This is a genomic window from Acidianus manzaensis (genome assembly GCF_002116695.1).
In the GTDB taxonomy this organism is placed as follows: Archaea; Thermoproteota; Thermoprotei_A; order Sulfolobales; family Sulfolobaceae; genus Acidianus; species Acidianus manzaensis.
Window position 1 is genome coordinate 1,561,667 of sequence record NZ_CP020477.1, and the last position, 26,530, is coordinate 1,588,196.

Sequence of the window (26,530 nt, forward strand, 5' to 3'; positions counted from 1 at the left end):
AAAAAATTAATGGTGAACAAGGATTATGTAGTAGTGAAATATGAAAGTCATGGAGAGAGATTTGAAATTCTAGTTAAGCCAAAAGAGGCTTTATTATTTAGATCTGGAAAGTCAATATCTCTTTCTGATACAGTAATATCAGATACTATTTATAAAGATGTAAAAAAAGGACTGAAAGCTTCACCTGCTTCGCTAAAGAAAGTATTTGGAACTACTGATTTTGAAACAGTCGCAAAAGAAATTTTGTTAAAGGGAGAATTACCTGTTACCGCGGAGCAAAGAAAAGAGATGATTGAATCTAAAAGAAAGCAGTTAATTGATTTTATTCATAGGAATGCGATAGATCCTAAATCCGGTTTACCTATACCACCTACTAGAATTGAAGCAGCACTTGAACAGACTAAATTCCAGGTAGATCTTAATAAAGATATAGAAAGCCAGGCTATGGAGGCTATACATGGGCTTGCTAGAATTATGCCTATAAAGATTGCTAGAGCTATTCTAGAAATAAAAGTTCCACAGAAATACAGTTCTAAGGTTAAATCTCAGTTGCATAATTTAGGTAATGTAAAGAAAAGTAATTGGCTATCAGATGGATCTTTAATAGCTGAGATAGAAATTCCAGCAGGAGCTCAAGAAGAAGTTATAGATAAGTTAAATTCAATTACCAAAGGAGAAGTAGAAGTTAAAGTTAATCAAGTAAAGTGATAGCAATGAGCAATAACTCAAATAACTCAAAAATGTATTACCAGTCAAGAGCAATAGTAACTCCAGGAGATATATTAGCTGAAGGAAATTTTCAAATAGCATGGTCACCATATATATATAAGCAAAATAATAAGTATTTTTCATCAGTTATAGGCATATTTGAACCTAAAGGTAACGTATTTGAAGTAATACCGTTGGAAGGATCTAAATATTTTCCTAAGATAGGTGATACTGTTATAGGTCTTGTAGAAGATATAGAATTATATGGATGGACAGTCGATATAAAAGCTCCTTATTCTGCTTATTTACCAGCTTCTACATTATTGGGAAGGCCAGCTAATCCCGGAGAGGACTTACGAAAATACATAGATGTAGGAGATTATGTTATGGCTAAAGTAGAGAACTTTGATAGAACTACTAGTCCTACTTTGTCAGTAAAAGGAAAAGGATTAGGAAGATTAAATGGAGGGAATATAATAGACATAATGCCAGTTAAAGTACCTCGTGTTATAGGAAAAGGAAGGAGTATGTTAGAAGTTTTAACAACAGAAACCGGATGTGAAATTATAGTAAGTCAAAATGGAAGGATATGGGCTAACTGTCCATCAAAAGATATGGAAGATATTTTATTTTTTTCCATAAGAACAATAGAACGTGAATCTCACATTAAAGGTTTAACTGATAGGATTAAAAATTTAATAAATGAGAAAAAAGGTGAATTAAATGCTACAAATTCAAAAGCCTAAATTAATTTTAGATAATGGATTAAGACTAGATGGTAGAAAGCCAGACGAATTAAGACCTATGAAAATGGAGATTGGTATTTTAAAAAACGCAGACGGCTCATCATTAGTAGAAGTAGGTAATACAAAGATAATAGCAGCAGTATATGGTCCAAAAGAAATGCATCCAAGACACCTTGCATTACCTAATAGAGCAGTTTTAAGAGTTAGATATCATATGACTCCATTTTCTACTGATGAAAGGAAAAATCCAGCCCCTAGCAGAAGAGAGATAGAATTATCTAAAGTAATAAGAGAAGCTTTAGAAGGTACTATATTAGTTGAGCAATTTCCTAGAACATTAATTGACGTATTTATGGAGGTTATTCAAGCTGATGCTGGTACAAGACTAGCATCATTAATGGCTGCATCTTTGGCAGTAGTAGATGCAGGTATTCCGGTAAAAGATTTGATAGCTGCAGTTGCAGTAGGTAAAGCAGATGGTATTGTAGTCTTAGATTTAAATGAACCAGAAGATATGTGGGGAGAAGCTGATATGCCAGTAGCAATGCTCCCGTCATTAGGTCAGATAAATCTAATACAACTAAATGGAAATATGACACCAGAAGAATTCAGAAAAGGAATGGAATTAGCTAAAAAAGGAATAGATTATATATATAATTTAGAAAAAGAGACAATTAAAAATAAATATGCAGAATTTAAGGAGGAGGCATAATGTCAATTACCCCATCTAACGAAAATATAATACCTTTGATAAAGAAGGAAAGTATTTTAGCATCATTAGATCGTGGAATTAGGCTAAATGGAAGAAAACTTAACGAGTATAGGCAGTTATCTATAATTTTAGATTATGCTAAAAAGGCAGATGGTTCTGCATTAGTAAAGCTTGGAGATACTGGTGTCTTAGCTGGAGTAAAAATAGAAGCGGAAGAGCCATTTGAAGATACTCCAAATCAAGGAAATCTAGTAGTTAATGTCGAATTATTACCATTGGCATATGAAACATTTGAACCGGGCCCTCCAGATGAGAATTCTATAGAATTATCAAGAGTTGTAGATAGAAGCTTAAGAGATTCTAAGTCAATAGATTTAACTAAATTAGTTATAGAGCCAGGAAAAAAAGTATGGACTGTATGGGTTGATATATATGTTTTAGACTATGGTGGAAACATACTAGACGCTTCTACAATCGCTGCTATAGCAGCACTTTATAATGCAAGATTTCCTAAAGTGGTAAAAGAAAATGATGAAATAAAAATAATTAGAGAAGAGAAAGGAGATAAACTTCCTATGAACTATCCAGTAGTTACAGTCTCAGTAGCGAAAATAGGCAATCATTTTGTTGTAGATCCAGATCTAGATGAAGAAGGTATAATGGACGCCAAGATTTCATTTTCATATACTCCTGATGGAAGAATAGTAGGTATGCAAAAGTCTGGTACTGGTTCATTTACATTTGATGAAATTGATCAGGTCGAGAATCTAGCCAGGGCATCAAGTCAAAAAATATTAGAAGAACTTAAAAAGCAATTAAATATACAATAATTGAGGTTTGCTAGAAATGGCTAAATACAAAGTTGTTGGAATAGCAGGTAGATATGGAGCACGATATGGAGCTACGTTAAGAAAGACATGGAAAGAAGTTATGGAAAAAAGATATCAAGATTATCAATGTCCATCGTGTAAGACTGTAGGCAGTGTTGAAAGATTAGCATCAGGAATATGGTACTGTAAAAAATGCGGAAATAAATGGGCTGGATTTGCATATACACCATATTGATATTTTAATAACTAGTAGTAGGGAATCCTCATCTAGATTGCGAAATTTTTTGAACGATTTGGAATTAATTATACCTAATTCTATAAAAATTAATAGAGGCAAGCTAAGCAATGATGAATTATTCAAGATTAGCAAGTCTATGATGTGCAAGTACTTGATTATTGTAGATTCGCTTAAAGGCAATCCTAATAAGATATTAGTCTACGATGCACAACTTGATTTTTTAAAATATTCACTAGATTTAAAGGGCGTATCTACTTTATCAGATTTTAAAATAAAGCGAAAGAAGATTATTAGTAAGTTTTGCTTAGGTAAAGTAGAGTGCAAGAATATAATTCAATTATTCTTAGATTTAAATCTTATATCTTTAACACGATGTAACTCTTTTATTAACGTTATTAAGAAAGATGATTATTGTGAAGTATCTTTTATAGATAAATTTCAAAAGTATGTTGGTCCTATATTAAGGATAAATGATTTCAATATCAATCAGCCTAGATAATGTAGATAATAATATTATACCATTGCTGAGCAAGTCAATACTTATGGAGAAAATTGATAAAAACTATGTAACTATAGAGTATCCATTAAAAATAAAGATTAATGCAGAGAGTATTAGTAGAGGAAGAGCTATAATGAACTCTTATATATTTTGGATCTACACAATTCTAAGAACATTAGAAGAGGTGGAAAAATAATGGCAGAAAAAATACCTCCAGAACTTCAAACCCAAATAGTAAAGCTACAACAATTACAAGCACAATTAGACAGATTAGCGTATGAAAAAAGCGTTATAGATAACGAGTTAAGAGAAGTGAATAAAGTTTTAGAAGAACTGTCTACATTGTCAGCAGATACAGCCATTTATAAAATAGTAGGAAACGTGCTTGTGAAGAAAGATAAGTCTACGATAGAAAAAGAGTTAAATGATAGAAAAGAAATTCTGGAATTACGATCAAGGACTTATCAAAAACAAGAGACATTATTAAGGAATCAGTTCGAGGAACTACAGAAAAAAGTTAATGAATTAGTGCAAAGGTATTATCCTCAATCAGGACAATCTTCTGTTCCTCCAAAAGCTTAAAGTATTTTTTATATTATTTAAAATATGATAATGGCAAGAATCTATGTCGATGATAGAGAAAAAAATAGTGGTATACCAGATCTCTTAAAAGAATTCGGTGCAACTGTTATCATTCAACAACTAAGTGTAGGAGACTATGTAATAGGTGAAGATATTGCAATTGAAAGAAAGAGTGTTTCTGATTTAGTTCATTCTATTTTTGATAAAAGATTTTTTGATCAAATAACTAGGCTAAAATCATCATATAAAATGCCTATTTTGCTTATAGAGGGAAATTTAGAAAGAATTCGTGAAATTACAGAAAAATGGAAGGCAATAAATTCTGCTTTAATTACAGCAATAGCTGAATATGATATAAAAGTTATATATTCCTTAAATAAGAGCGATTCTGCATATGTAATTTTTAAACTTTCGGAAAAATATCAATCAAATTCAATAAAGAAGAATAGAATAACTCTTCATGATAAGCCAAAATTTGAGAACATTAAGGATATGCAACTATACTTTATAGAATCTCTTCCTAATATTGGTGAAACTAATGCTAAGAAACTTCTTGAAAAATTTTCTACAGTAAGGAACATATGTAATGCATCAATTTCAGATTTAGAAAGAGCTTTAGGAAGTAGGAAAAAAGCTGAAGAGATTTATAAAATACTAAATACTCCATATATTTCTTCTGCTGATAATAACGAGAAAAAATCACTACTTGACTTCCTATAGGTCACGTAATAAATAGTAGACACATTTTAATATTACTTATAAAAAGTAGTAATTAAGCTCGTGTTGGTGATTAAGTTTGGCAAAGTACAAGACAACAGAACAAGTTCTTGGTCTAATGAAAGATAGAGAAAGAGTAAGAAACATAGGTATAATTGCTCATGTAGATCACGGAAAAACTACTACTAGCGACCAATTACTTGCTTCTTCAGGAATTATTTCCCCAAAAGTAGCTGGTGAAGCTTTAGCATTAGACTATCTATCTGTAGAGCAACAAAGAGGTATCACAGTAAAATCAGCAAACGTAAGCTTATACCATGAAGTAGAAGGAAAAGGATACGTAATAAATCTGATTGATACACCAGGACATGTCGACTTTAGTGGTAGAGTAACAAGAAGCCTAAGAGCATTAGACGGTTCAATAGTTGTTGTCGATTCAGTCGAAGGTGTTATGACACAGACAGAGACTGTATTAAGACAAAGCCTAGAAGAAAGAGTAAGACCAATTCTATTTATAAATAAAGTAGATAGATTAGTTAAAGAGCTGAAATTAGGACCACAAGAGATGATGCAGAAGTTATTAGATATAATAAAAGAAGTAAATGGTCTCATAGATATGTATGCAGAGCCTGAATATAAAGAGAAATGGTCGATAAATCCTACTGCAGGTAATGTAGTATTTGGTTCAGCTAAGGATAAATGGGGATTTAGTTTACCTATTGCGCAGAAAAAAGGAATAAACATGAAAAATGTTATAGACGCTTATACAGCTTCAGATAAATCAAAAATCGAAGAATTAGCATCTCAAGTTCCGATTCATGAGGCATTATTAGATACAGTAATAAAATTCATACCAAATCCTATAGAAGCTCAGAAATATAGAATACCTAAGATTTGGAAAGGCGATTTAGATAACGACTTAGCTAAAGCTATGTTAAACGCTGATCCTAACGGACCCATAGTTATGATGATTACTGATATGAAAGTTGATCCACATGCAGGATTAGTTGCTACTGGTAGAGTTTTCTCTGGTACTTTAAGATCTGGAGAAGAAGTATGGTTAGTTAATGCAAAAACGTCTCAGAAAGTATTACAAGTTAGCATATATATGGGACAATCTAGAGAATTAGCAGATGAAATTCCAGCAGGAAATATAGCAGCTGCTTTAGGCTTAGATAGAGCTAGAGCAGGTGAAACTTTAATAGATGTAGGATTCAAAACCTTACAGGGAAGCTTTGAGAGCTTACATTATGTTTCTGAACCAGTAGTAACAATAGCAGTAGAACCTAAAAATCCAAAAGATTTAACTAAAATGATTGATGCCCTAAGAAAATTAACTATAGAAGATCCTAACTTAGTAGTAAAAATAAATGAGGAAACAGGAGAATATTTACTATCAGGTATGGGATTCCTGCATCTAGAAGTTTCATTGCAATTACTTAAGGATAATTATGGAGTAGATGTTACAACATCGCCTCCAATTGTAGTCTATAGAGAAAGTATAAGGACAAAAAGTCAAGTCTTCGAAGGAAAATCGCCAAATAAGCATAATAAATTCTATATTAGTGTTGAACCATTAAACGATAAGACAATAGAGTTAATCAGTAATGGTACAATTAGAGAAGACATGGATTCGAAGGAAATGGCTAAGATATTAAGAGATGAGGCAGAATGGGATTACGATGAGGCAAAGAAAATCATAGCTGTAGATGAGAATGTAAACTTATTTGTAGATATGACTAGTGGAATTCAGCACTTAAGAGAAATAATGGATACTTTACTACAAGGTTATAGATTAGCTATGAAAGAAGGTCCATTAGCACATGAGCCAATACGTGGAGTAAAAGTTGTATTGCATGATGCAGTAATACACGAGGATCCAGCACATAGAGGTCCTGCTCAAATATTTCCAGCAGTTAGAAATGCAATATTTGCTGGATTTTTATCATCTAAGCCTACACTTCTGGAACCATTACAAAAACTAGATATCAGAGTTCCATTAGAGTTCATAGGAAATGTAACTGCAGTACTAACTAGAAAGAGAGGTAAAATATTAAATATGACTCAAGTTGGTAATACGTCAAGAATTTATGCAGAGATTCCAGTGTCAGAATCTTATGAGCTAGCAAGTGAGTTAAGAGGAGCTACTGGTGGTAGAGCTTTCTGGGGAACAGAATTTAGCAGATGGGCTCCAATTCCAGATAGTTTGTTGATGGATGTTATTATGAAAATAAGGGAGAGAAAAGGATTGCCAAAACAATTGCCAAAGATTGAAGATTTCTTATCGTGAAATAATATGGAAGAATATAATATATTTTCAGATATTAAGGTACTAATTTTTGATTTTGATAATACTTTAGTGGAGTTTGAATCAAACTCTAAGAAGGCATTATCTGCTGTAGCAAAAGATATGTATGATTATTTTAATGATATTGGGTCTTCTCCAAATTTAGAAAAAATACAATCTACACTGTTTGATATTTCAAGCAAATTAGATAGTGAAGGCATATACGATAGAAACAAATGGTGGGAAGAATCACTATCATTATTAGGTTTAAAAGCTAGTAAAGATCAGCTCTATGAATGGACTTCATTATATTGGTCTATTGCATCTACAAATCCTCCATATAGAGATTCAATAGAATTATTAGAGTATTTAAAGGAGAAAAAATATAGAATTGTAATATTAACAAATAGTGATGGAGAAGGAGGAAATAAAAAACAGAGGATAGAAAAATCATCTTTATCTAAATACTTTGATGCTATAATTATTGCAGGAGAAAATGGAATAAAGCCTAAACCTAGCTTGCAAGCATTTGTATTAGCTTGCGAGCAATTTAATGAATCACCATCTTCTTGTTTGATGGTTGGAGATGATCCAGTAAAGGATTGTTTAGGAGCAAAAAAGGCTGGATTAAAATCAGTATTAATAGATAGAGATGGGAAAATTAAATTTGCTGAACTATATGCAGATTATGTAGTAAGAAATTTAACTGAATTAGAGGAATTTTTTTGATATATCATATATAATATTAATATATTCATTTTCGAATATTTTTTTCATTTCATTAACATATTCTTCTTTATCTGATGAAATCTCAATAGCTGGTTTACCTTCTAGATATACTTGACTTTTTACATCATGTAGACCAATTAATTTATGAAATAGTGAAGTTATTATAAATGGTTTCTCAAGATCTAATATACCTCCATATAGTTTTAATAGATTTTTGTAAGTTTCATAATCTAGGTTGTCTATAACATTGATTAATATGCTTTTTAGTCCTATTGGTAATTTTTTAGCTGTATTTTTAATTTCCTCTTTCATTTCATTGTAATCTATTAGTATCTCTGATGAGATTATTTTATTTATATTATCTACTATATTAGAAATATATTTTTCTTCAGATGTGCCAACTATATCATCTACAGTATGATAATCTTTATCATGCCCTTCTATCGTTAAAGAAGGAACACCACTTTTAATGAATGAATACCCATCACTGTATATTTCTATGTTACTTTTATGTCTAATGGAGAGATTGTTAACTATGTTTGAAATACCTGGAGTGGCTTTGATTAAAGGATTTTCTGGATCTATATTATCTAAATTTATATTTAATATTATATTATCTAATTTTTTTAAATAATTATTTATAAAGTATCTTGAACCATAGCTCCATGAAAATGACGTATATCCTAATGCTCCCATTTCTTCTGCAGTAAAACTAATGAGATGTAATTCGTATTTCTCAGATTTTATTTCTGGTAGTAAAGATACTGATAAAAGATTATCATGTTCTCCATTGAAGAAATGATCGTGATGGGATGTAACAAAAATTTTTTTATCGCTCTTAGAATTTAATATTACCTCTAAAATATATCCAATACTTTCTCTTATGTTAACTTTAGATTTTATTACAATTTTATTATCTATTTTGCTTAATTCCTTGCTAGAAATTATTATTGCTGGAATTTTAGGAGGTGAAGTGGGAAATAAGTTTAAATAAGGTGTGTTTTTTATTACGAATTTACTTTTTTTATCAGTAGCAAAAATTACTGCACTACAATTATATTTGTTACTAAGGAAATAGTATTTATTTATTTCGTAAATATGATTCAAATTGATTAGTATTGCTTTATTTTCATTACACTCTTTAAAATCTTTTACTATATCTACTTCTAGGTCTGCACTTGGAGAATAAGGTAAGTATTCGCAATCTATTATATCTTTTGAGTAAATTTCATGGCTCTCTGAATAATTTAGGACTGGAATTGGAATTATATTTATTTCATCATAATAATTAAAAAAACTCTTTATTTTAGAAACAATTTTTCTTTCCTTCTTATCTCCAGCAATTATTTCACCATAATCAGCTAACTCTTTTATCCTATTGAGTATCATTACTATTCTAGATACCATGAATAATTTGGAAGTAATAAAAAGCATTTTTCCACATGATGGAATCTATGAAACTATATTAGGCACTAATGGCGATAAGGGTTATAATTTATCTCCTATTGGAATTATAGTAAATAATTATCAAATTACTTCAAAAATATATAAAAACACTATTACCTATTATAATATTCTGAGATATCCATATTGTTCCATTAATATTCTGAATGATCCTAAAATCTTCTATTATTTATTATTTAATAGAAAAATTGATTATGATGTGAAAAACGGTTTACCCAAAATAGGAGATAATGTATTGTTTGGGTCTTGTGAAGTTATAGAGGATAATGCATCGTTCATCTTACTTGAAATAAAAATATTTGACTATGATGTAAGCCCAACAATAAAAGAGGCATTTAGTCGTGGAGATTCATTATTTATAGATATGTTAGTTCATATAACTAGGTTAGATATACTGCCTAAAAATGAGGTAGAAGAGTTAATTAAAATAATATCTTATGAAATGAGAACAATTAAAAAAATCTCTCCTAATTTAGGTAACATCTTAGACGAAATTAAAGACTATATAAACTCTAAAGGTTTTAAGCTAGAGTAATATCTTATTGCATATGTATAGAATTGCTTTAATACCTGGCGATGGGGTAGGACCAGAATTAACATATAAGTCTAAGAAAATTATATCAAAGTTAGTAGAGATATATAAACTTGATATTCAAATTAATGAAGTAGAAGCTGGAGATATTGCTGTAAGTAAATATGGCGATCCTTTACCTAAAGATACTTTAAAAACAATAGATAAATCAGATATAATTTTAAAAGGTCCAGTAGGAGAGAGCGCAATGGATGTTGTAGTACGATTAAGACAGATGTATGATATGTATGCTAATATAAGACCAGCAAAATCATTACCTAATGTTCCAAATAAATATGGAAATGTAGATATATTAATAGTAAGAGAAAATACAGAAGATCTGTACAAAGGATATGAATATTATGTATCGGAAGATTCTACAGTAGGAATGAAAATAATAACTAAGAAAGCCTCTGAAAGAATTGCAAAAGTAGGTTTAAAATATGCTAAACAACGTAAAAACAAAGTTACTTGTGTACACAAAGCTAATGTAATGAGAATTACGGATGGATTGTTTGCTAAAACTTGTAGAGAAATACTAAAAAATAACGTAGAATATAATGAAATGTATGTTGATGCTGCTGCAGCAAATTTAGTTAGGAACCCATTAATGTTCGATGTTATAGTAACTACAAATGTTTATGGAGATATTTTAAGTGACGAAGCAGCACAAATAGCAGGAAGTTTAGGCTTGGCACCATCAGCTAATATAGGTGATAATAAGGCATTATTTGAACCAGTACATGGAGCAGCTTTTGATATAGCAGGTAAAGATATAGTAAATCCTACTGCATTTTTACTTTCTGTTTCTATGATGTTTGACCATTTATACAGTTTATCTAATGACAAAAAATACAAGGATGCATCAAAGTCATTATCAGATGCAATATATAGAGTTTATGAAGAAGGTAAAACTTTAACTCCTGATATAGGTGGTTCATCTAAATTAAGTGAAATAATTGATAACATATATGGCAAGATACAATAGCGTATAATTTTTAAGCTAATATTTTTTATAAGAGTTTGGTGGTACGAATTATCTACAGTAAAACCGTTATCTACTAAATTTGATCTTAAATCTATAGAAAATGAAATTATATCCTATTGGGATTCGAATAATATATACAAAAAATTGAAGGAATATAATAAGAATAGGCCTAATAAATTCTTATTTATAGATGGACCACCTTATCCATCAGCACCAATACCGCATATAGGTACTATATGGAATAAGGTAATAAAAGATTCAATATTACGTTTTAAACGTATTGAGGGTTATAGGGTATACGATCAACCAGGCTATGATACACATGGTTTGCCAATAGAAGTAGCTGTAGAGAAAAAATTTGGTATAAGTAGAAAGCAAGAAATAATAGAAAAAGTTGGGGTAGACAAATTCATTAACATGTGTAAGGATTTTGCGCTAGAAAATGCAAAGTCTATGACTAATAATTTCAAGAATGTTGGAGTTTTTATGGATTGGGACAATCCTTACTATACACTTGATAATGAATATATAAGTAATTCATGGTCACTTATAAAAAGAGCAAATGAGAAAGGATTATTGCAAAAGGATGTTGAAGTTCTACACTGGTGTCCCCGTTGTGAGACGACTTTGTCAGATTATGAGGTTTCAGAATACAAAGATATAGAAGATCCATCGATTTATGTTAAATTTAAGATTTTAGGAGAAAATGATAGATATTTGGTAATATGGACTACGACTCCATGGACTATTCCTTCTAACGTATTTGTAATGATAAATTCTGAATATGAATATGCTGATGTTCAAGTAGGTAATGAAGTTTACGTAATAGCTAAAGATAGAGTAGAAAGTGTTATGAAAGAAGCTAAAATAAAAAACTACAAAGTAATTCGTACATATAAAGGCTCTGAACTAGTAGGAATTAAATATCAGCATCCTTTGAAAGACATAGTAGACGCTCAAAAAGATTTAGATGACTATCATAAGGTTGTAGATGCTGGAAATGTAGTTACACTAGAAGAAGGTACTGGTCTAGTGCACAGTGCGCCTGGTCATGGCGATGTAGATTTTGAAATAGGCAAAAAGATGGGCTTCCCAATAGTAATGTTAGTAGGAGATAGAGGAGAATTTTTAGAGAGAGCAGGAAAATATGCAGGAAAATATGTAAGAGATGCATCAAAAGAAGTTATAGAAGATCTAAAATCACGTAATGCTTTATTATATTCATCTACTGTAGTACATAGATATCCTATATGTTGGAGATGTAAGACACCATTAATATTAAGAGCTATAGAACAATGGTTTATAAAAGTTACAAAATTAAAGTCTGATTTACTTAATGAGATAGATAGAGTAAACTGGGTTCCAGAATGGGGTAAAACTAGAATTGGAAACATGGTAAAAGAACTTAGAGATTGGGTAATAAGCAGGCAAAGATTTTGGGGTAATCCATTACCAATATGGGTATGTAAAAATGGTCATATAAATGTAATAGGTAGCGTAGACGAGCTAAAGAAAAATGCGATTAATGAAGTTCCAGATGATTTGCATAGACCTTGGATTGATAATGTAGTTATACGTTGTAAAGAATGTGGAGAGGAGGCACATAGAATTCCTGATGTAGCTGATGTATGGTTTGATAGTGGTGTAGCATTCTTTGCTAGTTTGGGTAATAATTGGAGTAAAACATGGAATGAAATAGGTCCAGTAGACCTAGTATTAGAAGGTCATGATCAGTTAAGAGGTTGGTTCTTTAGTCTTTTGCGTTCAGGAGCTATACTCATAGGTAGAGCTCCTTATGATTCTGTCTTAGTTCATGGATTCATGCTAGACGAACAAGGACGTGAAATGCATAAGAGTTTAGGTAATTATGTTGAACCAGAAGTAGTCATTAATAAATATGGTAGGGATGTACTGAGATCATGGCTATTAAGAAATACTACCTGGGAAGATGCTAAGTTCTCATGGAAAGCAATGGAACTAACATTGCGTGATATCCATATAGTATGGAATGTCTATGTATTTGCTAGTACTTACATGAGTTTGGATAATTTTGATCCAACACAATATAATATGGAAGATATAAAGAATAATTTAAGAGTAGAAGATCTCTGGATATTATCAAGATATTATAATATGCTAAGAAATATAAAAACTTCTATGAAAAATTTCAAAGTTCATGAAATGGCAAACTATCTATTTGATTTCATAATAAACGATATAAGTAGATTTTACTTAAGACTTGCTAGAAAAAGAGCATGGATTGAGTATAATGATCCAGACAAAATTGCAATGTATTATGTTTTATATAATATATTAAAAGGATGGATTATTATTGCATCTTCAGTAATACCATATACTGCAGAAAAAATATACAAAGAATTTGTAGTAAATGGAAAAGAATCAGTTAGTATGGAAGATTTTCCAGAAATTCAAGAGGAATATATAAATAATGACATAGAAAAAGCTATAGATATAATAAGAGAGATAGAAGAAGCTGGCCTAAACGCTAGAGCAAAAGCAGGAATAAAACTAAGATGGCCAATAAAGAAGGCATATATATTTATGAATTCCGAAGAAAAACTAAAATTAATCCATACTGCATCTGAAGTTCTTAAGTCCGTTCTTAATGTTAAAGACGTTGAACTAAATGATATTTCACAATATTCTAAATTCACTGAAACTTTAGCATTTCCAAATCCTGGAAAAATAGGGAAGGATTTTAAGCAATTTACACCGAAAATAATAGAATATATAAATCTTAATCAAAAAGCAGTAGCGGATAGTATAATAAATAAAGGTTATCATGAGGCTATTATAGATAGTACTACAATTAGGCTTGACAAGTCGCATATACGCTTGGAAGAAACTACTTTAGAGGGATATGTTAATTCTAAATTTAACGATGGTATTCTTGTAATTTCAAAAGAAATAAGTCAAGAAGAGGAAGAAGAAGGAATAGTAAGAGATATTATAAGAAGAATTCAATTTATGAGAAAGATGCTTAACCTTAATGTAACAGACTATATTGAAATATCTATATTCCCTCCGGAAGATAGAAAATCTATAATTGAAAAATGGAAAGAATATATAATGAATGAAACTAGAGCTAAAAATCTAAAAATATCAGAAGCTACTGGATCATTAGTAGAATCATGGGAGATTGAAGATCAAGACTATAAAATTGGAATATCCAAAGTGTCTTAATGTATCCTTTTCCTAGACATAAGGAATTAAATTTAGCAATATATTCTTCATTTTTTTCAAATAAATCATCACTGACTGAGAAAACAATATATTCTTCAATACTTTTTAGAGCTCTTATAGAATTTAGGATATCTAAATTGTATATTATTGATTCTAATAAGAGAATTTTTTCGTTAGTAAATAAGCTAGCAATGTATTCCTTGACTCCTCCGTATCTAAAAAAGGAAATTTCATTTAATAAAGATCTAGGCAAAGCAGGATTATTATCTCCAATGAATCTCATATATCATTTAGTTCATAAATTTCCAGTAGAGGGAGAGATAAGACAAGGTAAAAATGGAAATTATGGTATTAAAAACTTAAAAGTAAAAAAGAAATATGATACTATTTTGGTAATAAATTCAATTAGCGGAAAAGCCATTCAATATCCAAGAATTTATTATAATGGATTTAAAATTTACGAATCTTCATTTGATGAACTTATCAAAAAGGAAAACATAATAATAGGAAGTAGAAGTGGTAAAAATCCATTAGAATACAAATCTCAAATAAAAAAATCTTATGAAGAAAAAGGGCTTACATTAGTTATAGGTCCTCCAGAAGGCATGCTCTTATCTTTAATCGGAAAAAGATATTTAGATATATCGTTTAATTTTATTCCAAAGCAAGCTGTTTCAGATGTTAGAGTAGAGGAAGCAGTTATTTCAGCTCTTGCAGTACTTAATTTTATTTTAGAATAGATACTTTTATAACTTATTAGTAGTGCATGATTAAAGAAGGGGAAGAGGATGGGTCATCGAAAATTAGCGTCACCTAGGAGAGGTTCAGCTGGTCTTAGACCTAGGAAGAGATCTAATGAGATACTTCCTACTCCCAGGTCTTGGCCTAGTGTTAGTTCTTCTAGTTCTACGCTTCTTGGTTTTGTTGGATATAAAGCTGGAATGACACATGTTTATTATGTTAATGATATTAAAGGTTCTTCAGAATTTGGAAAAGAAGTATTTACACCAGTTACAGTAATTGAGACTCCACCAATTTTACCAATAGCATTAAGAGCGTATATATTAGGAGATAATGGAGAACCAGAAGTATTTACTGATTATTGGATTCCAGATATTCCAAAAGAAATTTCAGAGAGGAAAATTAAAAATCTAAAACTTAATAAAGACAAATTAAATGACTTGCTTGAGAAAATTAAAGCAAATCAAAATAATATACTATACTTAAGAGCTATTGTATCTACTCAACCTAAATTAGTGCCGGCATTAGGTAAGAAAAAGCCAGAGATCGTAGAAGTTCAAATTGGAGGAGGAGATATTTCTTCACAATTGAATTACGCTTTAAGTATTTTGGGTAAGCAAATTAGCGTTGGAGATGTATTTAAAGAAGGTCAGTTAATAGATATTCTAGGAGTAACTAAAGGTAAAGGATTCCAAGGCGTTGTAAAGAGATATAGTGTAATGGAATTACCAAGATGGCACAAAAATAGAAAAGGAAGTAGAAAAGCTGGAACTAAAGGTCCATCTATGAGTACTCCAAGCTATACTCCTCAACCTGGTCAATTAGGTTTTCATAGAAGAACTGAATACAATAAAAGAATATTAAAGATAATAAACAATCCTGATGAGATAAATCCAAAAGGAGGATTTGTAAAATATGGATTAGTAAAGAATACTTCCTTACTATTACAAGGGTCTACTATAGGGGTAAGAAAAAGACCATTATTCTTAAGATATCCAATCAGGCCATATGAAATACCTGTAGAAATTCCAAAAGTTACTTATGTGAGTTTAAATAGTAAGCAAGGGTGAGAATATGTTAGTACAATTTAATACGAAAAAAGTTAACATAATAAATTTGGATGGAAGTAAAGGAAATGAAATAGAATTACCTGAATTTTTCTCTTATCCAATAAGGAAAGATCTGATAAGAAGAGCTTTTCTTTCTTCCTTAACTAAGTCAATACAACCTAAAGGAAGAGATCCAATGGCAGGTAAGAGGACTACAGCAGAAAGTTTTGGAATAAACTTAGGTCTAGCTAGAGTACCTAGAATTCATGGTTCAGGTGAAGCAGCATTAGCTCCTAATACAGTAGGAGGTAGATTAGCATTTCCCCCGACTACTGAAAAAATTATTGCTGAAAGAATAAATAAAAAAGAAATGAGAAGAGCTATAATTAGTGCTTTATCTGCTACAGCAATTGCAGAAGTTGTGAAGTCTAGAGGACATAGAATATCCAATGATGCTGTCTTACCAATAATAGTTTCCAATGAAATTTTAAAAATAAATAAAACAAAAGATGTAGAAGATTTTCTGGAAAAAATTGGTTTAGGTAATGAACTGGAGAGGCTACACGAAAATATAAAAATAAGAGCAGGCAAAGGTAAGATGAGAGGAAGAAAATATAAGGTGCCAAGAGGTCCTTTGTTTATAATACATGAGAGTTCATCATTAATTAAAGCAGCTAGAAATATACCAGGAGTTGATGTTGTGTTAGCTAGTGAAGTAAGTGTAATTCATTTAGCACCAGGTGGAAATCCAGGTAGATTAACCTTATATGACGAAGATTCGTTAAAGATTCTAAAAAATAGATTTAGTGGTGAATTACAATGAAGTATGTTAAAGAGGTTTTATCAACGGAGAAAGCTACTAAATTAATAGAAAATTCTAACACATTAACATTTATTTTGGATAGAAATTCAGATAAGAAGAGCATAAAATCTGAAATAGAGAACACTTTTAATGTAAAAGTAGAAAAAGTAAATATAGTAATAACACCTACTGGAGAAAAGAAAGCTTATGTAAAGATAGCTTCAGAATATAAGGCTACTGATGTAGCCCATAAATTAGGTATATTATGAGGTGATATGTATGGGAAAAAGTTTACTTCAACAAAGAGCAGGAAGAGGTAATATAAACTTTAGAAATCCCGGTTGGTTAAGAGTAGGAAAAGTTAGATACTTAAACATAGATGGATATCATATAGGAAAAGTAGTAGATATCTTACACAATCCTGGAATGTTGGCGCCAGTAGCTAAGATAAAGTTAGATAATGGCAAATCATTTTACATGCAGGCAGTTCAAGGTATGTCAGTAGGTCAAAAAATAGAAATTGGAGGAGATGTGAATTCTGGTAATGGGAATATTGTAGAAGTTGGAAAGTTGCCAGAAGGCACAATAGTATGTAATGTGGAAGCAGTAAAAGGAGATGGCGGTAGATATGCTAGATCAGCAGGTTCTTATGCTATGATTTTAGGAAAAAGTGCAGATAAAGTGTTGATAAGATTACCTTCTGGTAAGATAAAATCAGTCGCGTCAAACGCTAGGGCTACAATAGGCACAGTAGCTGGAGGCGGAGCTTTAGATAAACCTATGCTAAAAGCTGGGAATGTATATTGGAAATATAAGGTTAAAGCTACTAAATGGCCTATCGTAAAAGGAGTTGCTATGAATGTAGTAGATCATCCACATGGTGGTGGATTGCACACTAGTGTAAGTAGGCCTAGTACAGTATCTAGAAATGCACCTCCAGGAAGAAAGGTTGGTCATATAGCAGCAAGGAGAACAGGGAGGAAGGAAAGAAAGTGAATTTTATTAGCTTGAGAAAGATAGGTGAAGATAATGGCAGTTGAGATTCCAGTTGAATGGCAGAAGTTCACATATAGAGGTAAATCATTAAATGAATTAATTAATATGCCAATGGATGAATTTATTAAGCTTCTCCCTTCTAGGCAAAGGAGATCATTAACTAGAGGATTTACTAATCAACAGAGGAGATTATTGGAGAAAATTAGAAAAATGAAGAAAGATGGAGATACTGATAAGACAATAAAGACGCATGTGCGTGATTTGGTAATTTTACCTGAAATGGTAGGATTAAAATTTGGAGTTTATAATGGGAAAGAATTTGTAGAGTTTCAAGTTTTACCTGAAATGATAGGTCATTATCTTGGAGATTTTGCAATAACAATAAAGAAAGTAGAACATGGAGAGCCTGGTCTGAAGGCAACTAGATCAAGCCTATTCTTAGCAATGAAAGGATGATAGTCATGGCTGACTGGGTTTATCCACAATTAAAAATAGATGAAACGAAAATTGGAAAAGCCGTAGTAAGAGAAGCACCAGTATCAATAAGAGATCTATATAATGTATGTAAAGCTATAAGAGGAATGAAAGTTAAGGATGCTAGAGCATTCTTAGAAAGAGTGCAGAACAAAGAGGAAGCTTTACCTTTCTGGAGATATTCGCATGGCTCAGCACATAGAGATAATATAAGCAGTAAATGGAAAATAAAAAATGGTAGATATCCAGTTAAAGCAATAAAATATGTATTAAAAGCATTAGATAATGCTGAATCGAATGCAGTTGCTAAAGGTCTAGATACAGATAGTATAAAAATATTGCATATAGCAGCACATAAAGGGATTACTTTGAAGAGATACATGCCAAGAGCGTTTGGTAGGGCTACGGCAAAAAATAGAAGGACGAGTAATATTGAAGTAATAGTAGGTGAAGAATAATGGTAAACGTAAAGAAATATTTCTTACAGAAATCGATGACGAAAGTAATGGTGGATGAGTATCTAGCAAAACAGTTCTATATGGCTGAATATGCAGGAGTTGATATAATAAAAACGCCTATGGGGACTAGAATAGTAATATACGCTAGTAGGCCAGCTATGATAATTGGGAAAGGCGGTAAAACAATAAAGCAATTAGCTCAAATATTTGAGAAGTTATTTAATTTAGAAAATCCACAAATAACAGTAACTAATGTAGATAATGCAGAATTAAATGCTAGAGTTATGGCATTTAGGTTAGCAGTAGCATTAGAAAAAGGTTATCACTTTAGAAGAGCAGCATTTATAACTATAAGGAGAATAATGAGTGCAGGAGCATTAGGAGCAGAAGTTATAGTTAGTGGTAAAATTACATCAGAAAGGGCTAAATATGAGAAACTGAAAGAAGGAACAGTATACAAATCTGGAAATAGTTTAGAGACTATGGTAGATAGGGCGATAGCAATAGCGACTTTAAAGCCAGGTATATTTGGTGTAGAAGTTTTGATAACTAAGCCATTAAGACCTATAGATAAAATTGAGCTTAAGGAAGCACCTGCTTCAGTTTCGGGTGAAGTTACAGTTACTAATGTTAAAATAATAGATGAAAATAATACTGGTGGTGAAGAACAAAATGCCCCTCAAAGCTAAAGATTTAAGAAATATGGAATTAAAAGACCTTAAAGAAAAATTAGATGAACTTTCTGAAGATTTGCTAAAACATAAGGCTGAAAGTAGGATGGGAACTATAAAGAATACTTCTGCTATTAGAAATGTAAAGAAGGATATAGCTCGTGTATTAACTGTAATGAATGAGAAAAAAGCTTCCATAAGTTCTTCTAAATCAAATGTTAAAACTAATAATGAAGCTAAGTTAAGTAAAAAATGATTTTTGACCTTATAGGTTATAATATTAGGGTCTTATTTCACTCTAATACTAATTTTATTGGATTGAAAGGAAAAGTTATTTATGAGACTACAAAATTTTTATATATTCGAGTTAACTCGAAAGTTGTTAAGATATATAAGGCAGATGGAATTTATGAGATAGATTTTAAAGCGACTTCTAAAATTATGGTTGGTTATATGTTAGTTGGAAATCCAATCAAAAGAATAAAGAAAAAGGTGAAATTGGATGAGTAGTAATGCAAAAAATGTTGGTATATTAAATATATCTGCACCTACGTCAACATGTGATGATAAAAATTGTCCATTTCATGGTAGTTTGCATGTTAGAGGTGCAGTTCTGGAAGGAAAGTTAATAAAATTTAGAGCTAATAGGAGTGGTGTAGTAGAGCGCACATACCTATTTTATAATAGTAAGTATAAGAGGTATGAAAAAAGAAGAAGTAGAATTCATGTTCATATACCTCCTTGTTTAAGTCTAAAGGAAGGAGATAATGTTATAATTGGTGAATGTAAGCCAATTTCTAAGTCAATTGCTTTTGTAGTTTTAGGAAAAGTAGGTGAGTAAAATGTCAGAAAAATTGCAAATGTTAGGTTCAAGAAAAGGATTTACCCCAGCTTTACAACTGAATAGTATTGTTAATGTAGCTGATAATAGTGGAGCTAAAGAAGCTATGATAATAGGTGTATATAACTATAGGGGAGTACTAAGAAGAGTTCCATTTGCTAATATAGCTGATTTAGTTATAGTTTCTGTAAAAAAAGGTACACCAGAAGTTAGAAAGCAAAAATTTAAAGCAGTAATAATTAGGCAAAGAATGCCATTTAAGAGACCTGACGGAACATGGATATCCTTTGAAGATAATGCTGTTGTTATAGTAAATCCTGATGGAACGCCAAAAGGTACAGAAGTTAGAGGCCCAATTGCTAGAGAAGCTGCAGAAAGATGGCCAAAAGTAGCTAGCTTAGCTACTATGGTTATTTAAGGGTGAATAATTATGGTGTCTTCAAAACCATCAAAACAAAGAATTCTAATGTATAAATCTCCTTATCACGTGCGCAGAAAGATGTTGACAGCTAAAGTTTCTGAAGACGTGTTCAATCAGTTAAACATAAAAAGAATAGAAGTAAGAAAAGGTGATACTGTAAGGGTTATGAGAGGAGATAATGTTGGTTATGAAGGGAAAGTTGCTGATGTGAATACTAAAACTGGTAGAATTGCTATTGAAGGATTAACAAGGAAAAAAGCAGATGGTACTCCAGTATATATTTGGATTCACGCGTCTAAAGTTATTTTAACAAAATTAGATTTATCAGATGCTAAAAGGAAAGAAGCAATAGAAAGAAAAGCAAAAAAGGGAAAAGGTGAATAAAAGTGCCTCATATTACGAGAACGCAAGCTCCTTGGTTCTTAAAATTAAGTAAGAAAGAGTATAAGTGGACAGTAAAAAGTAATCCTGGGCCCCATGCATTATCAAAGAGTGTGCCTTTAGCCTTAATACTGAGAGATTATTTGAATTTTACTATAACATTAAGAGAAGCAAAAACTATTATTAGTGAAGGGAAAGTTCTAGTTGATGGCATACCTAGAAAAGATTATAGATTTCCAGTTGGGTTAATGGATATTGTAAGTATACCGTCATCTAATTTGTACTATCTAATGGTACCAAATAGGGCAAGATTTATGTTACCTATGCCTATATCTGAAGAAGAATCGAAATATAAACTAGTCAGAATAATGAATAAAACAGTAGTTAAAGGAGGTAATATTCAACTAAATCTAGAAGATGGAAGAAATATTCTAATAAATAAAGAAGATTCTTCAAAATACCCTACATTATCAACTTTAAAGATAGAATTACCATCTCAAAATATACTTTCGACGTATCTGATGAATGAGAATATGTATGGAATAATAGTTGGCGGTAAAAATACTGGTGTTCATGGAAAAATAGCAAAAATAAGAAAATCTCAATATAAAGTTAGAAAATATTCTATTGTCAGCATTCAAAGGCAAAATGAATTATATGAAACTAATTTAGAAAACGTTATGGTTATAGGAGAAGAAAAGCCAGAAATAAAGGTGGAGTAACATGACAGAACAAGTACAATTAAATACTATGAAAAGAATAAAAATAGCAAAAGTTACAGTAAATATTGGTTTAGGAGAACCAGGAGAGAGGTTAACTAAGGCTTATCAATTATTACAAGATCTTACTGGGGCAAAACCTGTATATACTATAGCTAAAAAGTCAATTAAAGAGTTTAGCGTTAGAAAAGGTCAATCTATAGGAGTAAAAGTAACATTGAGAGGCGAAAAAGGCATAGAATTTTTAAAAAGAGTTCTTCCAGCTATAAATTATAGATTAAAAGCTTCTAGCTTCGATAATATGGGAAATGTAAGTTTTGGAATAGCTGAACATGTTGTAATACCTGGTGTAAGATATGATCCTGATATTGGTGTATTTGGAATGGACATAGCTATTACTTTAGAAAGGCCTGGATACAGAGTAGAGAGAAGAAAAAGAAAGGCTTCCAAAATTGGAAAATCACATAGAGTAAATAAAAATGAAGCAATGAATTTTTTAAGAGATACTCTAGGTATTACGATTGTAGAATGATTGGTGAGAAGTATGGGTAAATTCAGACCTCCAACAGAAAGAAAACATGGAAAAGGAATTCAAGTGTGTAGGCGTTGTGGAAGTACAGATTCAGTCATTCAAAAATACGATATATATCTGTGTAGGCAATGTTTTAGAGAAGTAGGTTACAATTTAGGATTTAAAAAATTGAGGTGAAATAGTATGACAGTAACAAATCCTTTATCAAATGCATTAGTTACCTTATATAATAATGAGGTAAGGCGTAATAAACAAGCTATTCTTACTCCTGGATCTAAATTAATTATAAATGTGCTTAGAGCAATTCAGAAAGAGGGATATATAGGTGAATTTGAGTATATTGATGATGGAAGATGGGGAAAAGTAGTAGTTCAACTGCTTGGTAGAATAAATAAATGCGGTCCTATATCTCCTAGATATTCTTTAGCCTATAGAGATATGATTAACTTGCCACAGCATATAAGGAGTTATTTACCATCAAAGGAGATTGGAGTTATTCTAGTCTCTACATCTAAAGGCGTGATGACACATAAAGATGCAGCAAGGCAAAGATTGGGAGGTATTGCATTAGGATATATATATTGATGGTGATTTATATGCAAGTTCTTGTTACTGAATCATTAAAAATTCCAGAAGGAATAAATGTATCAATTAACAATGGAAAGCTCGTAGTTAAAGGTAAAAAAGGAGAGTTACAAAGAGATATTTCATCAATAAGAGGTATAGAAATAAGTATAAAAAATAATATAATAACTATAGAATCTACGTTTGCTAATAGAAAGACTAAATCGTTAGTTTATACATTACTAAGACATATTCAAAATATGTTTATTGGTGTAACCAAAGGTTACAGGTATTATCTAAAGATAATATTTACGCATTTCCCTATGTCAGTAAAAGTAGTAGGAGATGAAGTGCAAATAACAAATTTAATTGGAGAAAAAAATATTAGAAAAGCAAAAATATTAGATGGAGTTAAGGTAACTGTAAAAGGAGAAGATATAGTAGTTGAAGGTATAGATCTTGAAAAAGTTGCACAGACTGCAGCCAATATAGAACGTGCTAGTAAAATTTCGGGTTTTGATAGGCGTGTATTTGGAGATGGTATTTTCATTTATAAAAAAGAGGTGATTGAATAATGGAATCTAGCTTAAGTAAAGAAAAGATATATAAAATGAAGTTGAAATATAAATCAAAATTGCCTAAGTTTCTCAGATACGATTGGGATAAATATTTTAAACTGGAACGCCAAGAAAAATGGAGAAGACCTAGAGGAATAGATAATAAAACGAGGCTGAAATATAGGGGTTTTATGCCGTTAGTTAATCCTGGATATAGGACTCCTAACACTATAAGGTATTTACATCCATCTGGATTAAAGCAAGTAATTGTACATAATTTAGATGAAGTAGAGAAATTGAAAGATCAAAAAGCTAATGTTATAATAAGTATTGCTAGTAATGTAGGCTTAAGAAAAAGGTTAGATATAATAAGAAAAGCTAAGGAATTAGGTTTAAGATTGACTAATGGAGAGTGAATTAAATGCCTGAATTATATTTACAAAAAAGATTAGCAGCAAAAGTAAAGGGCGTAGGAATAAATAATGTGAAGCTACCAGAAGAAAATTTAGATGAGATTAAGGAAGCATTAACCACTCAAGATATTTCTAGATTAATTAAAGATGGAAAGATAATAATCGAGAAAGGAAAAAGAGTTAGTAGAGGCAGAGTAAAAGCAAGGAGAAAAAATAGAAGACTAAAAGGAGAGAGAAGAGGATATGGAAGCAGAAAAGGTAAAAAAGGTGCAAGATTTGACCCTCATGAAAAATGGGTTAACGGAATAAGAAAAATTAGACTTTATCTAAGAATATTAAAGGCAAATGGTACTATTGATTCTCATCTTTATAGGCAACTATATAAGAAAGCTAAAGGAGGTTCATTTAGAAGCGTAAATGATGTAAGAAATACTCTAATTCAAATGGGTAAGATTAAGAGGTGAATAAGTTGGCTCAAGGTCCAAACTATAAAGTAAAATTCAGACGTAGAAGAGAAGGTAAAACTAACTATTATAAACGTTATACTTATGTGAAGAGTAAGACTGACAGATTAGTAGTTAGGATAACTAATAATTACGTTATAGTCTCATTGATGAGATTTAATCCTAAAGGAGATGAAACACTAGCTATGGCTCATTCAATTGAATTATCCAAAAAATTCGGATGGAAAGGAGATTTAAATAATACGCCAGCTTCTTATTTAACTGGATTCTTATTAGGTATTAGAGCTAAAAAATTAAATGTACAAAAAATAACTGCTGATATTGGATTATTTACTCCTTCTATTGGTGCTAGAGTATTTTATGTAATAAAAGGAGCTATTGATGCTGGTTTAGAAATACCAATGGGAGACGTAGAAATTGATAAGGATAGAATTTATGGAAAGCATATAGCAGAGTATGCTGAAAAACTAGAACAAGAAAATCCGGAAAAGTTTAATAAACAATTCTCAAAGTATCTGGCTAGAGGTTTAAATCCTAAAGATTTACCTTCTCACGTAGAAGAAGTATTAAATAAAATTAAAGCTTCGGGTGAATAAAAATGGCAGAATCAGTTCCCCTATCTAATGTAGAAGAGTGGAAGCCAAGAACAAAAGTTGGGCAATTAGTAAAAGAGGGTAAAATAACATCACTAAAAGACATTTATGAAAAAAACCTGGTGATTACAGAACCAGAGATAATAGATACATTACTACCTAACTTAAAATATGAAGTTGTAGATATCAAAATGGTTCAAAAACAAACTGATGCTGGTGAATTATCAAGATATAAAGTTCTCATAATTATGGGAAATTATGATGGTTATGTAGGTATTGGAATCGGAAAAGCAAAGCAATTAAGAGTAGCTATTCAAAAATCTATAAGAGATGCTAAGATGAATATCATTCCAGTAAGAAGAGGATGCGGCAGCTGGGAGTGTACTTGTGGCGAGCCACATAGTTTGCCATTTACTGTAGTTGGAAAAGCTGGAAGTGTTGAGGTAGAACTAAAGCCTGCACCTAAAGGTACTGGCTTAGTTATTGGTGGTGTATTAAAGACATTACTAACATACGCAGGAATAAAAGACGTATGGTCATCTAGTAAAGGAGAAACTAGGACTACAGAAAATTTTGTAAGAGCAGGATATGCAGCATTATATAATACATATAGGTTTGTTACACCTGTAGATTGGAGCAGGAAAAGGTGAAAATTAGTGGCTGGAAGTTTATTAATTATAAGGATAAGAGGTTACGCATCAACCCCATGGAATATTCAAGAGACTTTAGAAATGTTAAGGTTACCTAAAAGGTTTAATGCCATGGTTTATCCGAACGATAATAACATAAAAGGCATGTTGATTAAAGTTCAACCTTATATCACATGGGGTGAATTAAATGAAGACGGAGCAGAACTTATCTTATCCAGGTTAAAGACTCTAGATCATAATGGATTAACTGATGAAGTTGCAAAGAAATATTTTGGAATGGATAAAGGTGAATTAAAGCAAAAGATTGTCTCTGGAGAACTAAAAATAAATAAGTATTCTTCTATATTTTCTTTGCCTATTAGATTACATGCGCCATCTGGTGGATTTAAGGGAAAGATTAATTCGCCATATAAGAATAAAGGAGAATTCGGCTATAGAGGTATAGAAATAAATAACTTGTTGAAGAGGATGGTATAAAATGGTAGTAAGAAAAGAAAAGAAAACTAGAAAATTAAGAGGACATAGAACAATGGGATGGGGTACTAAAGGGCAACATAGAGATAGGGGTACAGAAGGAGGAAGACAAATTGGTATGCATAAGCACAAATGGTCTTGGGTAGTAAAATATGGTAAGGATTGGTATGGTAAGCATGGTTTCGTGAATCCAACTACTAAAAAAATTAGTGCTATAAGTTTAAGAGCTCTAGATCAATTATTGGAGTCTGGTAAGATAAAAATTGAGGAAAAAGATAATAAAAAAATAATAGATTTAACTAAGTATGGCTATGAAAAATTATTAGGTAGTGGCAATATATCATTGCCAATAACGGTTGTTGTAAATTATTGTAGTGAAAAAGCTAAAGAGAAACTTAATAAGATAGGTGGAGAAGTTATTTTAACCCCTAATACTTAATCCTTTTTTGAGATTA

At 31.2% G+C, this 26,530-nt stretch carries 38 protein-coding genes; 37 read left to right on the forward strand and 1 reads right to left on the reverse strand.

Features of this window, described 5'->3' with window-relative positions; all coding sequences use genetic code 11:
- Positions 1 to 9: 9 nt before the first annotated feature.
- The 10 genes from B6F84_RS07640 to B6F84_RS07685 all read left to right on the forward strand — a co-directional run bounded on the left by B6F84_RS07640 (position 10) and on the right by B6F84_RS07685 (position 8,048).
- Complete coding sequence (locus B6F84_RS07640) at positions 10 to 708, forward strand: ribosome assembly factor SBDS (protein ID WP_148691692.1); 699 nt, start codon at positions 10 to 12, stop codon at positions 706 to 708.
- A 5-nt stretch (positions 709 to 713) separates the two neighbouring features.
- Positions 714 to 1,454 carry an exosome complex RNA-binding protein Rrp4 gene (gene rrp4, locus B6F84_RS07645; protein ID WP_148691693.1) on the forward strand — a complete coding sequence of 247 codons (741 nt, stop codon included), beginning with the start codon at positions 714 to 716 and terminating at the stop codon, positions 1,452 to 1,454.
- The gene (rrp41, locus tag B6F84_RS07650; protein WP_148691694.1) at positions 1,432 to 2,166 is read left to right on the forward strand and encodes an exosome complex exonuclease Rrp41; all 735 of its coding nucleotides are present in this window, start codon (positions 1,432 to 1,434) and stop codon (positions 2,164 to 2,166) included. Before rrp4 ends, rrp41 begins: the two co-directional genes overlap by 23 nt.
- Positions 2,166 to 2,996, forward strand: coding sequence for an exosome complex protein Rrp42 (gene rrp42, locus B6F84_RS07655; RefSeq protein ID WP_148691695.1), 831 nt, complete (start codon positions 2,166 to 2,168; stop codon positions 2,994 to 2,996). The genes rrp41 and rrp42 overlap by 1 nt, the downstream gene beginning before the upstream one ends.
- Before the next feature lie 16 nt (positions 2,997 to 3,012).
- Positions 3,013 to 3,231: a 50S ribosomal protein L37ae gene (locus tag B6F84_RS07660; RefSeq protein WP_148691696.1), complete on the forward strand. Its 219-nt coding sequence runs from the start codon at positions 3,013 to 3,015 to the stop codon at positions 3,229 to 3,231.
- A gap of 473 nt (positions 3,232 to 3,704) precedes the next feature.
- On the forward strand, positions 3,705 to 3,929 hold the full coding sequence (locus tag B6F84_RS07665) for a hypothetical protein (RefSeq protein ID WP_236748921.1): 225 nt from the start codon (positions 3,705 to 3,707) through the stop codon (positions 3,927 to 3,929).
- On the forward strand, positions 3,929 to 4,315 hold the full coding sequence (locus B6F84_RS07670; protein WP_148691697.1) for a prefoldin subunit beta: 387 nt from the start codon (positions 3,929 to 3,931) through the stop codon (positions 4,313 to 4,315). Before B6F84_RS07665 ends, B6F84_RS07670 begins: the two co-directional genes overlap by 1 nt.
- A gap of 27 nt (positions 4,316 to 4,342) precedes the next feature.
- The gene (gene xpf, locus B6F84_RS07675; protein WP_187152777.1) at positions 4,343 to 5,035 is read left to right on the forward strand and encodes a 3'-flap repair endonuclease Xpf; all 693 of its coding nucleotides are present in this window, start codon (positions 4,343 to 4,345) and stop codon (positions 5,033 to 5,035) included.
- A gap of 76 nt (positions 5,036 to 5,111) precedes the next feature.
- Positions 5,112 to 7,322, forward strand: coding sequence for an elongation factor EF-2 (locus tag B6F84_RS07680; RefSeq protein ID WP_148691698.1), 2,211 nt, complete (start codon positions 5,112 to 5,114; stop codon positions 7,320 to 7,322).
- A gap of 6 nt (positions 7,323 to 7,328) precedes the next feature.
- Positions 7,329 to 8,048, forward strand: a complete 720-nt coding sequence (locus B6F84_RS07685) for an HAD family hydrolase (protein ID WP_148691699.1) — start codon at positions 7,329 to 7,331, stop codon at positions 8,046 to 8,048.
- Here B6F84_RS07685 and B6F84_RS07690 read toward each other — a convergent pair.
- Positions 8,031 to 9,455: a M28 family peptidase gene (locus B6F84_RS07690; RefSeq protein WP_187152657.1), complete on the reverse strand. Its 1,425-nt coding sequence runs from the start codon at positions 9,453 to 9,455 to the stop codon at positions 8,031 to 8,033. The genes B6F84_RS07685 and B6F84_RS07690 overlap by 18 nt on opposite strands.
- Here B6F84_RS07690 and B6F84_RS07695 point away from each other — a divergent pair.
- From B6F84_RS07695 to B6F84_RS07825, 27 genes are read left to right on the forward strand one after another with little or no spacing between them, the layout of a single operon-like run.
- On the forward strand, positions 9,454 to 10,047 hold the full coding sequence (locus B6F84_RS07695) for a DUF447 domain-containing protein (protein ID WP_148691701.1): 594 nt from the start codon (positions 9,454 to 9,456) through the stop codon (positions 10,045 to 10,047). The genes B6F84_RS07690 and B6F84_RS07695 overlap by 2 nt on opposite strands.
- Positions 10,048 to 10,060: 13 nt before the next feature.
- Positions 10,061 to 11,071 carry an isocitrate/isopropylmalate dehydrogenase family protein gene (locus B6F84_RS07700; RefSeq protein WP_148691702.1) on the forward strand — a complete coding sequence of 337 codons (1,011 nt, stop codon included), beginning with the start codon at positions 10,061 to 10,063 and terminating at the stop codon, positions 11,069 to 11,071.
- Between the two features lie 27 nt (positions 11,072 to 11,098).
- Entirely contained in the window at positions 11,099 to 14,275 is a 3,177-nt protein-coding gene (gene ileS / locus B6F84_RS07705; RefSeq protein WP_148691703.1) for an isoleucine--tRNA ligase, read from the forward strand.
- Complete coding sequence (locus B6F84_RS07710) at positions 14,275 to 15,015, forward strand: putative RNA uridine N3 methyltransferase (RefSeq protein WP_148691704.1); 741 nt, start codon at positions 14,275 to 14,277, stop codon at positions 15,013 to 15,015. The genes ileS and B6F84_RS07710 overlap by 1 nt, the downstream gene beginning before the upstream one ends.
- A gap of 48 nt (positions 15,016 to 15,063) precedes the next feature.
- Positions 15,064 to 16,086, forward strand: a complete 1,023-nt coding sequence (locus B6F84_RS07715) for a 50S ribosomal protein L3 (protein ID WP_148691705.1) — start codon at positions 15,064 to 15,066, stop codon at positions 16,084 to 16,086.
- A 4-nt stretch (positions 16,087 to 16,090) separates the two neighbouring features.
- On the forward strand, positions 16,091 to 16,888 hold the full coding sequence (gene rpl4p / locus B6F84_RS07720; RefSeq protein WP_148691706.1) for a 50S ribosomal protein L4: 798 nt from the start codon (positions 16,091 to 16,093) through the stop codon (positions 16,886 to 16,888).
- A complete protein-coding gene (locus tag B6F84_RS07725) occupies positions 16,885 to 17,136 on the forward strand; it encodes a 50S ribosomal protein L23 (protein WP_148691707.1) in 252 nt (83 codons plus the stop codon). Before rpl4p ends, B6F84_RS07725 begins: the two co-directional genes overlap by 4 nt.
- A 10-nt stretch (positions 17,137 to 17,146) precedes the next feature.
- Positions 17,147 to 17,863, forward strand: coding sequence for a 50S ribosomal protein L2 (locus B6F84_RS07730; RefSeq protein ID WP_148691708.1), 717 nt, complete (start codon positions 17,147 to 17,149; stop codon positions 17,861 to 17,863).
- Between the two features lie 33 nt (positions 17,864 to 17,896).
- Positions 17,897 to 18,319, forward strand: coding sequence for a 30S ribosomal protein S19 (locus B6F84_RS07735; protein ID WP_148691709.1), 423 nt, complete (start codon positions 17,897 to 17,899; stop codon positions 18,317 to 18,319).
- Positions 18,320 to 18,324: 5 nt separating this feature from the next.
- Positions 18,325 to 18,795, forward strand: coding sequence for a 50S ribosomal protein L22 (locus B6F84_RS07740; RefSeq protein ID WP_148691710.1), 471 nt, complete (start codon positions 18,325 to 18,327; stop codon positions 18,793 to 18,795).
- Positions 18,795 to 19,484 (forward strand): 30S ribosomal protein S3, encoded by a 690-nt coding sequence (locus tag B6F84_RS07745; RefSeq protein WP_148691711.1) that lies wholly within the window; start codon positions 18,795 to 18,797, stop codon positions 19,482 to 19,484. The genes B6F84_RS07740 and B6F84_RS07745 overlap by 1 nt, the downstream gene beginning before the upstream one ends.
- Complete coding sequence (gene rpmC, locus B6F84_RS07750; protein ID WP_148692870.1) at positions 19,468 to 19,722, forward strand: 50S ribosomal protein L29; 255 nt, start codon at positions 19,468 to 19,470, stop codon at positions 19,720 to 19,722. The genes B6F84_RS07745 and rpmC overlap by 17 nt, the downstream gene beginning before the upstream one ends.
- Positions 19,719 to 19,976 (forward strand): ribonuclease P protein subunit, encoded by a 258-nt coding sequence (locus tag B6F84_RS07755; RefSeq protein WP_148691712.1) that lies wholly within the window; start codon positions 19,719 to 19,721, stop codon positions 19,974 to 19,976. The genes rpmC and B6F84_RS07755 overlap by 4 nt, the downstream gene beginning before the upstream one ends.
- The gene (locus B6F84_RS07760) at positions 19,969 to 20,307 is read left to right on the forward strand and encodes a 30S ribosomal protein S17 (protein WP_148691713.1); all 339 of its coding nucleotides are present in this window, start codon (positions 19,969 to 19,971) and stop codon (positions 20,305 to 20,307) included. The genes B6F84_RS07755 and B6F84_RS07760 overlap by 8 nt, the downstream gene beginning before the upstream one ends.
- A gap of 1 nt (position 20,308) precedes the next feature.
- Entirely contained in the window at positions 20,309 to 20,725 is a 417-nt protein-coding gene (locus tag B6F84_RS07765) for a 50S ribosomal protein L14 (RefSeq protein WP_148691714.1), read from the forward strand.
- A gap of 12 nt (positions 20,726 to 20,737) precedes the next feature.
- A complete protein-coding gene (gene rplX / locus B6F84_RS07770) occupies positions 20,738 to 21,112 on the forward strand; it encodes a 50S ribosomal protein L24 (RefSeq protein ID WP_148691715.1) in 375 nt (124 codons plus the stop codon).
- Between the two features lie 2 nt (positions 21,113 to 21,114).
- Positions 21,115 to 21,831, forward strand: a complete 717-nt coding sequence (locus tag B6F84_RS07775) for a 30S ribosomal protein S4e (protein ID WP_148691716.1) — start codon at positions 21,115 to 21,117, stop codon at positions 21,829 to 21,831.
- Between the two features lies 1 nt (position 21,832).
- Entirely contained in the window at positions 21,833 to 22,360 is a 528-nt protein-coding gene (locus B6F84_RS07780; protein ID WP_148691717.1) for a 50S ribosomal protein L5, read from the forward strand.
- A gap of 12 nt (positions 22,361 to 22,372) precedes the next feature.
- A complete protein-coding gene (locus tag B6F84_RS07785; RefSeq protein WP_148691718.1) occupies positions 22,373 to 22,537 on the forward strand; it encodes a 30S ribosomal protein S14 in 165 nt (54 codons plus the stop codon).
- 6 nt (positions 22,538 to 22,543) lie between these two features.
- Positions 22,544 to 22,945 (forward strand): 30S ribosomal protein S8, encoded by a 402-nt coding sequence (locus B6F84_RS07790; protein ID WP_148691719.1) that lies wholly within the window; start codon positions 22,544 to 22,546, stop codon positions 22,943 to 22,945.
- An 11-nt stretch (positions 22,946 to 22,956) separates the two neighbouring features.
- Complete coding sequence (locus B6F84_RS07795) at positions 22,957 to 23,499, forward strand: 50S ribosomal protein L6 (protein WP_148691720.1); 543 nt, start codon at positions 22,957 to 22,959, stop codon at positions 23,497 to 23,499.
- On the forward strand, positions 23,499 to 23,897 hold the full coding sequence (locus B6F84_RS07800; protein WP_148691721.1) for a 50S ribosomal protein L32e: 399 nt from the start codon (positions 23,499 to 23,501) through the stop codon (positions 23,895 to 23,897). Before B6F84_RS07795 ends, B6F84_RS07800 begins: the two co-directional genes overlap by 1 nt.
- A 5-nt stretch (positions 23,898 to 23,902) precedes the next feature.
- The gene (locus B6F84_RS07805; protein ID WP_148691722.1) at positions 23,903 to 24,358 is read left to right on the forward strand and encodes a 50S ribosomal protein L19e; all 456 of its coding nucleotides are present in this window, start codon (positions 23,903 to 23,905) and stop codon (positions 24,356 to 24,358) included.
- Between the two features lie 5 nt (positions 24,359 to 24,363).
- Positions 24,364 to 24,954, forward strand: a complete 591-nt coding sequence (locus B6F84_RS07810) for a 50S ribosomal protein L18 (RefSeq protein WP_148691723.1) — start codon at positions 24,364 to 24,366, stop codon at positions 24,952 to 24,954.
- Between the two features lie 2 nt (positions 24,955 to 24,956).
- On the forward strand, positions 24,957 to 25,601 hold the full coding sequence (locus B6F84_RS07815; protein ID WP_148691724.1) for a 30S ribosomal protein S5: 645 nt from the start codon (positions 24,957 to 24,959) through the stop codon (positions 25,599 to 25,601).
- Between the two features lie 6 nt (positions 25,602 to 25,607).
- Positions 25,608 to 26,078, forward strand: coding sequence for a 50S ribosomal protein L30 (locus B6F84_RS07820; protein ID WP_148691725.1), 471 nt, complete (start codon positions 25,608 to 25,610; stop codon positions 26,076 to 26,078).
- 1 nt (position 26,079) lies between these two features.
- Positions 26,080 to 26,514: an uL15 family ribosomal protein gene (locus B6F84_RS07825; RefSeq protein WP_148691726.1), complete on the forward strand. Its 435-nt coding sequence runs from the start codon at positions 26,080 to 26,082 to the stop codon at positions 26,512 to 26,514.
- Positions 26,515 to 26,530 lie beyond the last annotated feature (16 nt).

Bases quoted from the DNA above. Each gene is read 5' to 3' on its own strand.
- B6F84_RS07640 (WP_148691692.1), top strand. From the start codon at position 10: ATGGTGAACAAGGATTATGTAGTAGTGAAATATGAAAGTCATGGAGAG.
- rrp4 (WP_148691693.1), top strand. From the start codon at position 714: ATGAGCAATAACTCAAATAACTCAAAAATGTATTACCAGTCAAGAGCA.
- rrp41 (WP_148691694.1), top strand. From the start codon at position 1,432: ATGCTACAAATTCAAAAGCCTAAATTAATTTTAGATAATGGATTAAGA.
- rrp42 (WP_148691695.1), top strand. From the start codon at position 2,166: ATGTCAATTACCCCATCTAACGAAAATATAATACCTTTGATAAAGAAG.
- B6F84_RS07660 (WP_148691696.1), top strand. From the start codon at position 3,013: ATGGCTAAATACAAAGTTGTTGGAATAGCAGGTAGATATGGAGCACGA.
- B6F84_RS07665 (WP_236748921.1), top strand. From the start codon at position 3,705: ATGATTTCAATATCAATCAGCCTAGATAATGTAGATAATAATATTATA.
- B6F84_RS07670 (WP_148691697.1), top strand. From the start codon at position 3,929: ATGGCAGAAAAAATACCTCCAGAACTTCAAACCCAAATAGTAAAGCTA.
- B6F84_RS07685 (WP_148691699.1), top strand. From the start codon at position 7,329: ATGGAAGAATATAATATATTTTCAGATATTAAGGTACTAATTTTTGAT.
- B6F84_RS07695 (WP_148691701.1), top strand. From the start codon at position 9,454: ATGAATAATTTGGAAGTAATAAAAAGCATTTTTCCACATGATGGAATC.
- B6F84_RS07690 (WP_187152657.1), bottom strand. From the start codon at position 9,455: ATGGTATCTAGAATAGTAATGATACTCAATAGGATAAAAGAGTTAGCT.
- B6F84_RS07700 (WP_148691702.1), top strand. From the start codon at position 10,061: ATGTATAGAATTGCTTTAATACCTGGCGATGGGGTAGGACCAGAATTA.
- B6F84_RS07710 (WP_148691704.1), top strand. From the start codon at position 14,275: ATGTATCCTTTTCCTAGACATAAGGAATTAAATTTAGCAATATATTCT.
- B6F84_RS07715 (WP_148691705.1), top strand. From the start codon at position 15,064: ATGGGTCATCGAAAATTAGCGTCACCTAGGAGAGGTTCAGCTGGTCTT.
- rpl4p (WP_148691706.1), top strand. From the start codon at position 16,091: ATGTTAGTACAATTTAATACGAAAAAAGTTAACATAATAAATTTGGAT.
- B6F84_RS07725 (WP_148691707.1), top strand. From the start codon at position 16,885: ATGAAGTATGTTAAAGAGGTTTTATCAACGGAGAAAGCTACTAAATTA.
- B6F84_RS07730 (WP_148691708.1), top strand. From the start codon at position 17,147: ATGGGAAAAAGTTTACTTCAACAAAGAGCAGGAAGAGGTAATATAAAC.
- B6F84_RS07735 (WP_148691709.1), top strand. From the start codon at position 17,897: ATGGCAGTTGAGATTCCAGTTGAATGGCAGAAGTTCACATATAGAGGT.
- B6F84_RS07740 (WP_148691710.1), top strand. From the start codon at position 18,325: ATGGCTGACTGGGTTTATCCACAATTAAAAATAGATGAAACGAAAATT.
- B6F84_RS07745 (WP_148691711.1), top strand. From the start codon at position 18,795: ATGGTAAACGTAAAGAAATATTTCTTACAGAAATCGATGACGAAAGTA.
- rpmC (WP_148692870.1), top strand. From the start codon at position 19,468: ATGCCCCTCAAAGCTAAAGATTTAAGAAATATGGAATTAAAAGACCTT.
- B6F84_RS07755 (WP_148691712.1), top strand. From the start codon at position 19,719: ATGATTTTTGACCTTATAGGTTATAATATTAGGGTCTTATTTCACTCT.
- B6F84_RS07760 (WP_148691713.1), top strand. From the start codon at position 19,969: ATGAGTAGTAATGCAAAAAATGTTGGTATATTAAATATATCTGCACCT.
- B6F84_RS07765 (WP_148691714.1), top strand. From the start codon at position 20,309: ATGTCAGAAAAATTGCAAATGTTAGGTTCAAGAAAAGGATTTACCCCA.
- rplX (WP_148691715.1), top strand. From the start codon at position 20,738: ATGGTGTCTTCAAAACCATCAAAACAAAGAATTCTAATGTATAAATCT.
- B6F84_RS07780 (WP_148691717.1), top strand. From the start codon at position 21,833: ATGACAGAACAAGTACAATTAAATACTATGAAAAGAATAAAAATAGCA.
- B6F84_RS07785 (WP_148691718.1), top strand. From the start codon at position 22,373: ATGGGTAAATTCAGACCTCCAACAGAAAGAAAACATGGAAAAGGAATT.
- B6F84_RS07790 (WP_148691719.1), top strand. From the start codon at position 22,544: ATGACAGTAACAAATCCTTTATCAAATGCATTAGTTACCTTATATAAT.
- B6F84_RS07795 (WP_148691720.1), top strand. From the start codon at position 22,957: ATGCAAGTTCTTGTTACTGAATCATTAAAAATTCCAGAAGGAATAAAT.
- B6F84_RS07800 (WP_148691721.1), top strand. From the start codon at position 23,499: ATGGAATCTAGCTTAAGTAAAGAAAAGATATATAAAATGAAGTTGAAA.
- B6F84_RS07805 (WP_148691722.1), top strand. From the start codon at position 23,903: ATGCCTGAATTATATTTACAAAAAAGATTAGCAGCAAAAGTAAAGGGC.
- B6F84_RS07815 (WP_148691724.1), top strand. From the start codon at position 24,957: ATGGCAGAATCAGTTCCCCTATCTAATGTAGAAGAGTGGAAGCCAAGA.
- B6F84_RS07825 (WP_148691726.1), top strand. From the start codon at position 26,080: ATGGTAGTAAGAAAAGAAAAGAAAACTAGAAAATTAAGAGGACATAGA.